Raw genomic sequence first — 11,687 nt, forward strand, 5'->3', positions numbered from 1 at the left:
AACGTTCAATACAATACGAATATCGAAGCGAGTTCACGCGATGCATGCGTCCACGCGCCGTCTTTCGCGCCACACACCGCACTCATGACCGACCATCCCATTCTCACCTGGCCCGAAGCCGACGGCCCGCGCTCAGCCCGCTGGCGCTCGGAAGCGGCTGTGCCGCCCGCAAAGCGCGTCGTGATCGCCGACGACCGCACGACCGCCGACGCCGCCTACCGTCTCGCCTGCGAAGGCACGGCGCTCCTGTGGCGCGGCGATTTCCAGAATGCACGCCAGCTGTTGCAGGCGATGACCCGCCGTCTCGAGCGCAAGCCGCGCAAGCAGGCGGCCAATCCGCTCGACGCCTTCAACCTGCACAGGCAAGCGCAATCGCAGCGCGCGCGCACGCTTGGCATGCTGCTGATTCCGCTAGAGGGCGATTACACGATTCCGTTGCGCCGCGCGCCGGATGTCCAGCAGGCTTGCGAAGAAGTCTACGGGCCGCCGACGCAGGAAGCGTCCGTGGTCTCGCTGCGCGAACTGCTCGGCCTGATCGGCGCGCATGAATGGCGCAAGAAGGGTGTCGAGATTCCCGCGCTGGCCGAGCGCATCCATCCGCACTATGGCGTGTTCTCGCCCGTGCGGGGCGAGTATGTGGACCTCGTCGCGCGGACGCCGTTGCCGTCGCAGGAACTGGCGTTCGATATTGGCGTCGGGACGGGCGTGCTGTCTGCGGTTCTGGCAAAGCGGGGCGTCAAACGGATCGTCGCGACAGATCAGGATCCGCGCGCGCTCGCGTGCGCCAGAGAGAACCTCGCGCGGCTCGGCTATGACCAGCAAGTCGATCTGATCGCAGCCGACCTTTTTCCCGAAGGCCGGGCGCCGCTCGTCGTCTGCAATCCACCGTGGCTGCCGGCGCGTCCCGCCTCGCCGATCGAAAACGCCGTGTACGACTACGAAAGCCGCATGCTGCTCGGGTTTCTGAACGGACTCGCCGATCACCTCGAGCCGGGCGGCGAAGGCTGGCTGATCCTGTCGGACTTCGCGGAGCATCTCGGCATGCGCACGCACGACTGGCTGCTTGCCGCGATCGACAGAGCGGGTTTGCGCATTGCGGGAAGAGAGGACATCAAGCCGCGTCATCCGAAAGCGAGCGACCCTTCCGATCCGCTGCACGCGGCCCGCGTGGCCGAAATCACGTCGCTGTGGCGGCTCAAGGCGAAGTGACGCGCGAAGCCGCGGGTCAGTTCTTCTGAACGTAAGCCAGCGCGCCTCGCCCCGCCACGAGGCCGCTGGCGAAGCACGCGGTCAGCAGATAACCGCCCGTCGGCGCTTCCCAGTCGAGCATTTCGCCCGCGCAGAACACGCCCGGCAGCTGGCGGATCATCAACCCGCCATCGAGCGCTTCAAAGGGAATTCCGCCCGCGCTGCTGATTGCTTCATCGATGGGACGGGCGCGCGTCAGCCGCAACGGCAAGGATTTGATCGCTTGCGCGAGCTTCGCGGCGTCGGTGAAGTCTTCCTTCGACAGGCATTCGTGCAGCAAGCCCAGCTTCACGCCCGTGATGCCGATGCGGCTATGCAGATGACTCGACATCGAACGGGAACCGCGCGGTCGCGTCACTTCGTCGATCACGCGTTGCGCGCTCAGGCCCGGCGCAAGATCGAGCCGTATCGTCGCTTCGCCGCCCGCGAGCAGACGGTCGCGGATCGTCGACGACATCGCATACACGAGACTTCCTTCGATCCCCGTCGACGTCACGACGAACTCGCCTTGTCGATGCTGAACCGTTCCGTCCACGTCTTCGACGGCTATCGAAACCGGCTTTACCGGCAGGCCCGCGTAGCGTTCGCGGAAGTAACCGGTCCAGTCGGCGTCGAAGCCGCAGTTGGCGGGCAGGAGCGGCGCGATGGGAATGTCGCGCTGCTGCATCAACGGAACCCACGCGGCATCGGAGCCGAGGCGCGCCCAGCTGCCGCCGCCCAACGCGAACACGACGGCGTCCGCTGTCACATCGCGCTCGCCGTCGGGTGTCGCGAAACGCAGGCCATGCGCATCCGACGACGAGGACGCGCTCCAGCCGATCCACTTGTGCCGCATGTGAAACTGCACGCCCGCTTCGCGCAACCGATGCAGCCACGCCCGCAACATCGGCGCGGCCTTCATGTCGGTCGGAAACACGCGGCCCGAACTGCCGACGAACGTCGCGACGCCCAGTTCGTCGAGCCACGCGCGCAGCGTATCCGGCCCGAACACGTCGAGCAGCGGCGCAATGTCGGCGCGGCGCTCGCCATAACGGCCGAGAAACGGCGAGATCGGCTCCGAATGCGTGATATTCATGCCGCCTTTGCCTGCCATCAAAAACTTGCGTCCGACGGACGGCATTGCGTCGTAGACATCGACGCGCACGCCGCCGCGAGCCAGCGCTTCGGCGGCCATCAGCCCGGCAGGGCCACCGCCGATGACGGCGACGCGAACGTGATGCGTGGGTTGATCGGGCGAGTTCGACATCGATGGATAGCGGAAGTGGAAGGCAGCAAAGCGCGTTCGGCGCGAAGGCCGGTATTGTCCCACCGGCCTGGAAGCGGGGCAAACGCGTGGTTGAATCGCGGGAATGGGCCGATCGCGATCAGGAGACGACCGATGCGCGACCTATACTTTTCTCACCCACCTTGCTTTCCCGGCGCGCGTCGCGCCGCCCCGCCGCGCACAACTCGCGCATCTCGCCGCGGCCCGAGGCCTCGCGAAGAGCTTGCCGGGGTTACGTCGGCGCACATGTTGCGCGCGACGCTTCTGATCTGAGGAGTCTGTCATGGGCCGCAAATACATCGATTGCCGCGAATGCCCGAGCGACATCAACTGCACCGTCGCGCTGTGCGCCGACTCGGAGAACGAATTGCTCGAAGCCGCTGTCGCGCACGCGATCCAGGCGCACAAGCACAGCGATTCGCCCGAACTGCGTAGCCAATTGAGGTCGATGTTCCACGATGGCACGCCGCCGCTCGGCGCACCCGCCGCCACGTGACGCGCAATGCGGCCGGCGTCGCGCCCGATGTGCCAGCAGGGAGTACGGCGAAACTGCCGCGCAGAGGCAAAGCGAACCAACGCCGTCCACGAGCGGCAAAGCGAGCCGCGATGAACGGCGAGGGATCGGCTGCGCGAGCGTTGTGCCGCGCAGCCGTTCATGGGCTCAGCCCGGATAGGCCTCGTCGACCTTGAGTCCGGCCAGTTTGAAGATCACGCGCAGTGTCTGGGGTTTGATGTCGCGGCGCGACGCCAGTGTCGTCATCACGAAATCCAGCACTTTCGCGTATTTGAGCAGGGTGAGGCACGTCTCCATGTCGACGCTGCCGTCGCGCATGGCTTCTGCGAGGCGCAGCATCTCGACCGAGATGTCGCGCGCCATTTCGAGTTCCAGTTGCTGCTTTTCCGTCCACTCGGGCGTGGCCAGCAGCTTCGCCATGAGCTCCTGAAACTTCTGCTCGGCGTTTCCGTTGGGTGTCGTATCCATTTGCCGCCTCATCAGATCTGAGCGCGCTTCGTTTCAGTCCCGGTGCGCTTCAGGTTACGTTACGTGCGAACCGGTGTTCCGATTCGACCTCCCCTAAGCGTACCGGCGTGTTTCGACGCTGCAGCGACCGGTAGCTTGTCATTCTTTATGCATCGTGCAAGCCGACAGGCTGTTCCGGGCTTGCAACGAACGACTGCTATGCGACACGTGTTCCAGCCGATTCGAAAATCGGACGTTTTCGTGCATGAAACGTTCCAGGCGGGATACGGTGTCGCCGTCGACGCGCAAGAATCGGGACCGTTCTTCGCGCTTTGGGTAAACTGACAGACACTTTTCCCTTTTTCCGTCACCTGACGCACGTTCGCGATGCAATCGGTGATGTGCTCATTTGATGTCCAGCAAAACCTACGAAGTCCGTCCTAATCAATCTGTTGAACTGCTGAAGGAGCTTCATATCCTCACGCGCGACGGCAAGATGAACCAGGACAGCCGCCGCAAGCTCAAGCAGGTCTATCACCTGTTCCAGTTCATCGAGCCGCTGCTCAAAGACCTGAAAGAAACGAAAGGTGAACTGACCCTCGTCGATCACGGCGCGGGCAAGTCCTACCTCGGCTTTATCCTCTACGACCTGTTCTTCAAGGAACTGCGCGATAACTCGCATATCTACGGCATTGAGACGCGCGAGGAACTCGTGTCGAAGTCGGAGGAGCTTGCGGCGCGCCTCGGCTTCAAGGGTATGTCGTTTCTTAATCTTTCTGTAGCCGAGTCGATTGCATCGGACAAACTTCCGCCGAACATTGACATTGTCACGGCCTTGCACGCGTGCAACACGGCCACCGACGACGCAATCCGCTTCGCGCTCGAAAGGCATGCGAAGTACATCGTCGTCGTGCCGTGCTGCCAGGCGGAAGTGGCGGGCGTGCTGCGCAAGAACAAGGGCAAGTCGCTCGGCAACGCGCTGACGGAAATCTGGCGGCATCCGCTGCATACGCGCGAGTTCGGCAGCCAGATCACCAATGTGCTGCGCTGCCTCCAACTGGAAGCGCACGGCTATCAGGTCAACGTGACGGAACTGGTCGGCTGGGAACACTCGATGAAGAACGAACTCATCATCGCGACCTATAAAGACCTGCCGCGCCGGCGTCCTGCAGAGCGGCTCAATGAAGTGCTGGAAACGCTCGGCATCACGGAATTGCGCGAGCGCTTCTACGCTGAGGCTTGAAACGGGAGTGCGGGCGGGCTCAGTCGCTGGCCGGCTCGCTCATCCACTGTTGCCAGCCTTCCGGGCCGAGACGCCGCATCGTTGCTTCGTTGCGCTCATAGATGTCGGCGGCGTCGGGGAAGGCGTCGACTGCGCGCTCGATGCTCGCTTCCCGCAGCAGATGAAGGATCGGGTAGGGCGCGCGGTTCGTGAAGTTCTCGATATCGTCCGGCTCGTTGCCTTCGAACTGATAGCGCGGGTGAAAGCTCGCGATCTGCAACGTGCCTTCCAGACGCATCTGCTTGAGCATCCGGTCCGCGAAGAACAGGCAATCGTTGTACTCGAGAAAATCGCCGAGCGCGCGCGGGAAGATCAGCAGCGTGGTGTCGATGTCGGCGGGATCGGCGTCCATGAGCGTGCGCAGCTCGGTTTCCAGATCGGTCAGGACGCCTTCCATGTCGGTGGCCTCGCTGATCGCGTAGCGAATCTGGTTCTTCACGTGCACTGCCTTCGCGAACGGACACAGATTCAGCCCGATGACGGCGCGCGTCAGCCAGTGGCGCGTGGCGTCGAGAATGGCATTGTGAGATTCGGGGGGCGAAGCGGGAGACGGCGAGGACATGATGGCGCCAGCTGCAAAAGCAAAACCGCTATTTTACCGGCGCCTCGCCGCACGCCTGCGCGACAAGTTGTTCCGCGACCCGCGGCGCGACCTTGATCGGCCCGCAGCCCGGACCGTAAGTCTGGCTCGACGCATACACGCCTTCGATCAGCAGCGCGAGCCCGTTCGCGAGCTCGTCCGGATCGTGCGCGCCCGCCTTTGTGCACAGGTCGTTCAGACGCTGCATCAGTTTCGTCTTGTTGTTCAGCACGCAGACGCGCGCCGGATGCGACGGATCCGAAAATTCCGCCGACACATTGACGAACGGGCAGCCGCGATAGTCTTCCTTCGACGCGCGCCGGGCGAGATCCTCGAAATACTGGACGATCTGCTTTGCTGGCTCGCCCGGATGTTTGGCGAGGCTTTCGTCGAAGCGCCTGAAGAACTGCTCATCGGACTGTTCCAGATAGGCGACCACCAGATCGTCTTTCGATGAGAACTGCCGGTACAGGCTCATCTTGTTGACGCCTGCGCGCTCGACGACGGCATCGACGCCCACCGCGCGCACGCCTTCCTTGTAGAACAGATCGGCGGCGGCGCGCAGAAGATGCTGTTGCGCGTCGGAGCCGGCCGTCTGTGCGCGGCGGCTCGCGGCGGATTTGGTGGTGTCGGAATTAGCCATGATGGTCTTGTGGTTCAAGTTAAGACGCCTTGACATGTTACCGATCGGTAACTAAGATCGCAAGACCGATTGTGACAGGTCAGTCACAAGTCCGTTACGAAGTTGGCAAAAATCCGATGCGGCTCGCATGGCGATGTCCGTCAGCCGAAAGAGAACTTGGAGAACCGATGAACTGGGCAGCAAGAATAATTGGCGGGCGCTTCCACTATGGCTGGCTGGCCGTGGCGGTGGTGTTTCTGGTGCTGCTCGCGGCAGCCGGCACGCGCGCGACGCCGAGCGTGATGATGGTGCCGCTCGAGCATGACTTTGGCTGGAGCCGCGCGACGATCTCGCTGGCGATTTCGGTGAACATCGCGCTGTACGGCCTGATGGGACCGTTCGCGGCGGCCGCGATGCAGCGTTTCGGCGTGCGGCCGACCATTCTCGTCGCGCTCGGCACCATGGCGGCGGGCGTCGGCCTGTCGTCGCTGATGACGCATCCGTGGCAGATGATCCTGGTGTGGGGCGTGATGGTGGGCGGCGCGACGGGCGTGGCCGCGCTGACGCTGTCGGCGACGGTCGTGAACCGCTGGTTCAGCACGCACCGCGGTCTCGTGATGGGCATTCTGACGGCCAGTTCGGCGACGGGCCAGCTGGTGTTCCTGCCGCTGCTCGCGGCGATCGCGCAGCATCACGGCTGGCGGCCCGTCGTATGGACGGTCGCGATCGCGGCCGCCGTCGTGGTGCCGCTGGTGGCGTTTCTGCTGCCGGAGCGTCCCGCCGACATGGCGTTGCGGCCGTTCGGCGAACCCGCCGACGCGCCGATCCGCTCCGACGTGAGCAACAAGAACCCGCTGGCGATTGCCTTCGGCACGCTGGCGATGGCCAGCAAGACGCGCGATTTCTGGCTGCTGTTCTTCAGCTTCTTCATTTGCGGCGCCAGCACGAATGGCTACGTCGGCACACACCTGATCGCGATGTGCGGCGACTACGGCATGACGGAAGTGCAGGGCGCGTCGCTGCTCGCGGCGATGGGCATTTTCGATCTGTTCGGCACGACGCTGTCGGGCTGGCTGTCGGACCGTTTCAACGCACGCGTGCTGCTGTTCTGGTACTACGGGCTGCGCGGCTTGTCGCTGATCTATCTGCCGCATGCATTCGGCATCGATTTCTTCGGCCTGCCGCTGTTCGCCGTGTTCTACGGGCTGGACTGGATTGCGACTGTGCCGCCGACCGTGCGTCTCGCCACCGACGTCTACGGCAAGGAATCGGCGCCCGTCGTGTTCGGCTGGGTCGTGGCCGGCCATCAGCTCGGCGCGGCCTTCGCGGCGCTCGGCGCGGGCATGCTGCGCGCGAGCCTCGGCACGTACACGGTGGCGTCGATGATTTCGGGCGGCTTGTGCATCGTCGCGTCGATCATCGTGTTGCGGATCAATCGCGGCGAGCAGAGCGTGGCGGCGCAGGCGGTTTGATAGAGAGCTGACCTCGCCATTCCCGGCAGCGCGCATCAGGCGCGTGACCATCAGGCGCGCCGCGGCCAGCAAGCCGCGGCGCGCTTTTTTCATATGTGCTTTCGCGATATGCCTCTGCGCGACCTGCAAGGCGGATGCGCGCACCTCGGGTTATGCTAGTGGCCCCCGGGCTGCTGCCCGCCGATCATGAATTTCGACCGAGAGATGCGCATGACCAACAAACCCGCACCCACCGACGTTCCCATTCATGACCTGATCGCTGGCCGCTGGAGCCCGCGCGCTTATTCAAGGGAGCCGGTGAGCCGCGAACAGCTGCGCGCGGTGCTCGAGGCGGCGCGCTGGGCGCCTTCGTCCTATAACCTGCAGCCTTGGCGCTTCCTGGTGTTCGACCGCTCGACCGACGAAGTCTCGTTCAAGAAGGCGTTCGACACGCTCGTGCCGTTCAACCAGGGTTGGAACGCGAACGCCCCCGTGCTGATCTGCGTGACGGCGCACTCGCTGACGTCGAAGGGCGAAATCAACCGCTGTGCGCCGTATGACGCGGGCGCGGCGGCGCTGTCGCTGGTGCTGCAGGCACATGCGCTGGGCCTCGCCGCGCACCAGATGAGCGGCTTCGACGTCAACGCGTTCCGCAAGGCGTTCGCCGTACCCGACGATGTCGAGGTGATCGCGATGATCTCGCTTGCACACTACGGCGAGGTCGACAAGCTCGACCCTGTGCTGCGCGAGCGGGAGAAGGCGGTGCGCGCGCGCGTGCCGCTCGGCGATATCGCGTTTGCGGGCGCGTGGAACAAGGCGTTCTGATCCGCCGTCAATTCGTGATCTGCAATGACGCGGCCCATGTTGGCCGCGTTTTTTTATGGTGCGGCGGCGTCATTCGTCGTCGACGGCGGACAGGGGCGCGGCGACCGTCTCGAGCGAGCGCCGCTCGGCATCGACGCCCCAGATCGCTGCGATCACCGCCGCCGCCAGCATCAGGGCCGAGCCGACCAGATAGCCGGAAAACACTTCGCTGCGCTGCTGCGTGTCGATCAGCCGGCCGAAGAACGCCGGCCCCGCGATGCCGCCGAGCGCCGTGCCGAACGCGTAAAACACCGCGATCGCGAGCGCGCGGATTTCGAGCGGGAACGATTCGCTGACGGTCAGATACGCCGAACTCGCCGCCGCCGACGCGAAGAAGAAAATCACCATCCATGCGATTGTCTGCGTCGTTACGGTCAGCAACTGCTGCTCGAACAGATAGCCGCTCAAAGTCAGCAGAATCGCTGAGATCGCGTAGGTCGCGCCGATCATCTTGCGTCGGCCGATCACGTCGAACAGTCTGCCGATCAGCAGCGGACCAGCGAAATTGCCTAGCGCGAACGGCAGGATGTACCAGCCGACATGGTCGCCCGGCACGTGATAGAAGTCGGTCAGCACCAGCGCGTAGGTGAAGAAGATCGCGTTGTAGAAGAACGCCTGCGCCGTCATCAGCGACAGCCCGACCAGCGCGCGCCGCCGGTGCACCACGAACAGCGTGTGGAAGACTTCGCGCAGCGTCGTGCGCTCGCGGGCGCGCAGGCGCAGACGCCTGAGCGCATTGTCGGGAAGCACGTGGCTTTCGGCGCGCAAACGTGTCTCGATGCCTTCGACGATTTCGCGCGCTTCCTTCTCTTTGCCGTGCGTCAGCAGCCAGCGCGGGCTTTCGGGAATCCAGACGCGCATCGGCAGGATTGCCAGCGCGAGCGCCGCGCCGATGAAGAAGCATGCGCGCCAGCCCCAGTCGCCGTGCAGCAGCTGCGGATCGAGCAGCACCAGCGAGCCGATCGCGCCGAGCGCCGCCCCCACCCAGAACGTGCCGTTGATCGCGAGATCCGTGTGGCCGCGCACGCGGGCGGGCGTGAATTCCTGAATCGTCGAGTTGATCGCCGTGTATTCGCCGCCGATGCCTGCACCCGTCAGAAAGCGGAACGCCAGGAAGCTTGCGAGATTCCATGAGAAAGCCGTCGCCGCCGTCGCCGCCAGGTAAAGCGCGAGCGTGATGAAGAACAGCTTGCGACGCCCGAGCCGGTCGGTCAGCCAGCCGAAGCCGAGCGCGCCCAGCACGGCGCCCGCGATGTACGCGCTGCCCGCGAGCCCCACGTCCGCGTTCGAGAAGCGCAGCACGTCGCTCGACTTGAGCGCACTCGCGACGGATCCCGCCAGCGTCACTTCGAGCCCGTCGAGCAGCCACGTCACGCCGAGCGCGACGACGATCAGTGAATGAAAGCGGCCCCAGGGCAAACGGTCGAGCCGCGACGGGAAGTCCGTTTCGACGATGGTGGACGGCTCCGCGCGCACTGTAGGTTCCTGCATCGGATCTCCAGGATGAGCCCGCTAACGAACATGGCATTTATCGGGCGAATTTAGGAGGATTCTGTAAGCCGGTCGGTGAACAGCGTATCCTGTCGGATTCATCCGAGCCCGGCGCGACCCTTCGATGAAGCAAACTGCATTCCCCGTCACGGCGGCGGTTACCGTCTGCTGTCGGTTGATGGTGTCACCGCTTTCATGTTACAAAGCCCGTCCTCTTTCTGTTCGCGCCAGCGTGAGCGGCGAATCCTGCCATGACCTATTGCGCGATTGACTTCGGCACGTCTAATTCGGCAGTTGCCGTCCCTGTGGGCGGCCCGGCCGCCGGTCAGGCGACGCTGAAGCTGGCGCCCGTCGAAGGCGCCTACACGACGCTGCCCACGGCCGTCTTCTTCAACACCGACGAGAACACGCGTGCATACGGGCGCGCGGCGCTGGAAGCGTATATCGACGGCTTCGACGGCCGGCTGATGCGCTCGATGAAGAGCATTCTCGGTTCGGCGCTTGCCGACAACACCACCGATCTCGGCGACGGCTCGGCGATCAAGTACACCGACGTGATCGCGATCTTCGTCACGCATCTGAAGCGCTGCGCGGAGCAGACGGCGGGCACGCCGATCAGCCGTGCCGTGCTCGGCCGTCCGGTGTTTTTCGTCGACGACGATCCGCGCGCCGATCAGCTCGCGCAGCAACAGCTTGAAGCTGCGGCGCGCTCGGTGGGCCTGGACGAAATTCACTTCCAGTACGAGCCGATTGCAGCCGCCTTCGATTACGAAGCGCATCTGACGCAGGAGGGGCTCGTGCTGGTCGCGGATATCGGCGGCGGCACATCGGACTTCTCACTGGTGCGCGTCGGGCCGGAGCGGATGCAGCGACTCGAGCGCAAGGACGACGTGCTGGCGCACCACGGCGTGCATGTCGCGGGAACCGACTTCGACCGGCGCGTCGAGCTTGTCACCATACTTCGCGAACTCGGCTACCAGTCGCTCGATCCGGAAGGGCGCGAAGTGCCGAACCGCATTTACTTCGACCTTGCCACCTGGCATCTGATCAACACGATTTACACGCCCAAGCGCGCGGCCGAACTCGGCCTGATGCGGCATCTGTATTCGGACACGAGACACCACGACCGGCTGATGCGCGTCGTCGAGCAGCGCTTCGGCCACGCGCTCGCAGCGCATGCGGAAGAGGCGAAGATCGGCGTCGCGGCGGGCGGCGAAACGTTGATCGATCTGGAAATCGTCGAGGAGGATTTGCGGCTTGCTTTCGACGAAGCGCAACTGGTTGCTGCCGGCAAGGACGAGACGCAGCGCATCGTTCAGGCGGCGCGCGAGACGGTGCAGCGCGCGGGCGTCGCGCCACGCGATGTCGATGCGCTGTACTTCACGGGGGGATCGACGGGGCTCGCGTTTCTGTCGGGCGCGCTGGCGGCGGCGTTCCCCGATGCGCGGCCCGTATTCGGCGACCGCCTTGCCAGCGTCGCCACTGGATTGGGCATCCACGCCCGGCGCGTGTTCCGGTAAAGATTTCAGGCTTTGCGCCGAAAAATCGATCGAAGCAAAAACAAAAAACCCCGCCTAAGCGGGGTTTTTTTGCGTTCCGGAAGGAAGCTAAGCTTAAGCCGGCTTGATGTTAGCGGCTTGCTTGCCCTTCGGGCCCGTCTTGACGTCGTAGGTAACCTTTTGGTTTTCCTGCAGCGTCTTGAAGCCTTCGATGCGGATTTCCGAGAAATGCGCGAACAGGTCTTCGCCGCCAGCGTCCGGGGTGATGAAGCCAAAGCCCTTTGCGTCATTGAACCACTTGACGGTACCGGTTTCCATATTACTTTTTCCTAAAAATGGTGAACAAGGCCGAAGCCCGAGGGTGCATGAAAATCAAGGAAGGGTAATGGGACCAACCGGAGTACCGTTGATGGGCGAACTACGAA

Annotated in this window: 12 protein-coding genes; 6 read left to right on the forward strand and 6 right to left on the reverse strand. The window is 64.0% G+C overall.

All coding sequences use genetic code 11. The features are described from left to right. Positions 1–84: 84 nt before the first annotated feature. Positions 85–1,209, forward strand: coding sequence for a methyltransferase (locus tag FRZ40_RS13020; RefSeq protein WP_147234308.1), 1,125 nt, complete (start codon positions 85–87; stop codon positions 1,207–1,209). Positions 1,210–1,225: 16 nt separating this feature from the next. Here the strand turns inward: FRZ40_RS13020 and FRZ40_RS13025 are convergent, their stop codons facing one another. Continuing rightward, a complete protein-coding gene (locus tag FRZ40_RS13025; RefSeq protein ID WP_147234309.1) occupies positions 1,226–2,494 on the reverse strand; it encodes a TIGR03862 family flavoprotein in 1,269 nt (422 codons plus the stop codon). Between the two features lie 301 nt (positions 2,495–2,795). On the opposite strand from FRZ40_RS13025, the gene FRZ40_RS13030 reads away from it, so the two are divergent. Further along, a complete protein-coding gene (locus FRZ40_RS13030; protein WP_028367570.1) occupies positions 2,796–3,008 on the forward strand; it encodes a DUF1059 domain-containing protein in 213 nt (70 codons plus the stop codon). Between the two features lie 165 nt (positions 3,009–3,173). On the opposite strand, the gene FRZ40_RS13035 is transcribed toward FRZ40_RS13030, so the two are convergent. Further along, the gene (locus tag FRZ40_RS13035) at positions 3,174–3,494 is read right to left on the reverse strand and encodes a type II toxin-antitoxin system HicA family toxin (protein ID WP_028367569.1); all 321 of its coding nucleotides are present in this window, start codon (positions 3,492–3,494) and stop codon (positions 3,174–3,176) included. Between the two features lie 391 nt (positions 3,495–3,885). Between FRZ40_RS13035 and FRZ40_RS13040 the strand changes: the two genes are divergently transcribed. Beyond that, on the forward strand, positions 3,886–4,716 hold the full coding sequence (locus tag FRZ40_RS13040) for a class I SAM-dependent methyltransferase (RefSeq protein ID WP_147234310.1): 831 nt from the start codon (positions 3,886–3,888) through the stop codon (positions 4,714–4,716). 19 nt (positions 4,717–4,735) lie between these two features. On the opposite strand, the gene FRZ40_RS13045 is transcribed toward FRZ40_RS13040, so the two are convergent. Continuing rightward, a complete protein-coding gene (locus tag FRZ40_RS13045) occupies positions 4,736–5,317 on the reverse strand; it encodes a DUF1415 domain-containing protein (RefSeq protein WP_147234311.1) in 582 nt (193 codons plus the stop codon). Positions 5,318–5,345: 28 nt separating this feature from the next. After that, a complete protein-coding gene (locus FRZ40_RS13050) occupies positions 5,346–5,978 on the reverse strand; it encodes a TetR/AcrR family transcriptional regulator (protein WP_028367566.1) in 633 nt (210 codons plus the stop codon). A gap of 167 nt (positions 5,979–6,145) precedes the next feature. Between FRZ40_RS13050 and FRZ40_RS13055 the strand changes: the two genes are divergently transcribed. Both FRZ40_RS13055 and FRZ40_RS13060 read left to right on the forward strand, forming a co-directional pair. Continuing rightward, positions 6,146–7,429, forward strand: coding sequence for an MFS transporter (locus FRZ40_RS13055; RefSeq protein WP_147234312.1), 1,284 nt, complete (start codon positions 6,146–6,148; stop codon positions 7,427–7,429). A gap of 210 nt (positions 7,430–7,639) precedes the next feature. Further along, on the forward strand, positions 7,640–8,233 hold the full coding sequence (locus FRZ40_RS13060) for a nitroreductase family protein (protein ID WP_028367564.1): 594 nt from the start codon (positions 7,640–7,642) through the stop codon (positions 8,231–8,233). Positions 8,234–8,302: 69 nt separating this feature from the next. Here FRZ40_RS13060 and FRZ40_RS13065 read toward each other — a convergent pair whose 3' ends face one another. Then, positions 8,303–9,763 carry an MFS transporter gene (locus FRZ40_RS13065; RefSeq protein ID WP_147234313.1) on the reverse strand — a complete coding sequence of 487 codons (1,461 nt, stop codon included), beginning with the start codon at positions 9,761–9,763 and terminating at the stop codon, positions 8,303–8,305. A 251-nt stretch (positions 9,764–10,014) separates the two neighbouring features. Here FRZ40_RS13065 and FRZ40_RS13070 point away from each other — a divergent pair, with 251 nt between their 5' ends. Continuing rightward, entirely contained in the window at positions 10,015–11,283 is a 1,269-nt protein-coding gene (locus FRZ40_RS13070) for an Hsp70 family protein (RefSeq protein ID WP_147234314.1), read from the forward strand. A gap of 93 nt (positions 11,284–11,376) precedes the next feature. Here FRZ40_RS13070 and FRZ40_RS13075 read toward each other — a convergent pair whose 3' ends face one another. Continuing rightward, complete coding sequence (locus FRZ40_RS13075; RefSeq protein WP_147234315.1) at positions 11,377–11,580, reverse strand: cold-shock protein; 204 nt, start codon at positions 11,578–11,580, stop codon at positions 11,377–11,379. Positions 11,581–11,687 lie beyond the last annotated feature (107 nt).

This window comes from Paraburkholderia azotifigens, from assembly GCF_007995085.1.
Classification (GTDB): Bacteria; Pseudomonadota; Gammaproteobacteria; order Burkholderiales; family Burkholderiaceae; genus Paraburkholderia; species Paraburkholderia azotifigens.

Excerpts from the sequence above, each read along its gene's own strand:
- FRZ40_RS13025 (WP_147234309.1), bottom strand. The coding sequence starts at position 2,494 with ATGTCGAACTCGCCCGATCAACCCACGCATCACGTTCGCGTCGCCGTC.
- FRZ40_RS13060 (WP_028367564.1), top strand. The coding sequence starts at position 7,640 with ATGACCAACAAACCCGCACCCACCGACGTTCCCATTCATGACCTGATC.
- FRZ40_RS13040 (WP_147234310.1), top strand. The coding sequence starts at position 3,886 with ATGTCCAGCAAAACCTACGAAGTCCGTCCTAATCAATCTGTTGAACTG.
- FRZ40_RS13030 (WP_028367570.1), top strand. The coding sequence starts at position 2,796 with ATGGGCCGCAAATACATCGATTGCCGCGAATGCCCGAGCGACATCAAC.
- FRZ40_RS13050 (WP_028367566.1), bottom strand. The coding sequence starts at position 5,978 with ATGGCTAATTCCGACACCACCAAATCCGCCGCGAGCCGCCGCGCACAG.
- FRZ40_RS13065 (WP_147234313.1), bottom strand. The coding sequence starts at position 9,763 with ATGCAGGAACCTACAGTGCGCGCGGAGCCGTCCACCATCGTCGAAACG.
- FRZ40_RS13070 (WP_147234314.1), top strand. The coding sequence starts at position 10,015 with ATGACCTATTGCGCGATTGACTTCGGCACGTCTAATTCGGCAGTTGCC.
- FRZ40_RS13075 (WP_147234315.1), bottom strand. The coding sequence starts at position 11,580 with ATGGAAACCGGTACCGTCAAGTGGTTCAATGACGCAAAGGGCTTTGGC.
- FRZ40_RS13055 (WP_147234312.1), top strand. The coding sequence starts at position 6,146 with ATGAACTGGGCAGCAAGAATAATTGGCGGGCGCTTCCACTATGGCTGG.
- FRZ40_RS13020 (WP_147234308.1), top strand. The coding sequence starts at position 85 with ATGACCGACCATCCCATTCTCACCTGGCCCGAAGCCGACGGCCCGCGC.
- FRZ40_RS13045 (WP_147234311.1), bottom strand. The coding sequence starts at position 5,317 with ATGTCCTCGCCGTCTCCCGCTTCGCCCCCCGAATCTCACAATGCCATT.
- FRZ40_RS13035 (WP_028367569.1), bottom strand. The coding sequence starts at position 3,494 with ATGGATACGACACCCAACGGAAACGCCGAGCAGAAGTTTCAGGAGCTC.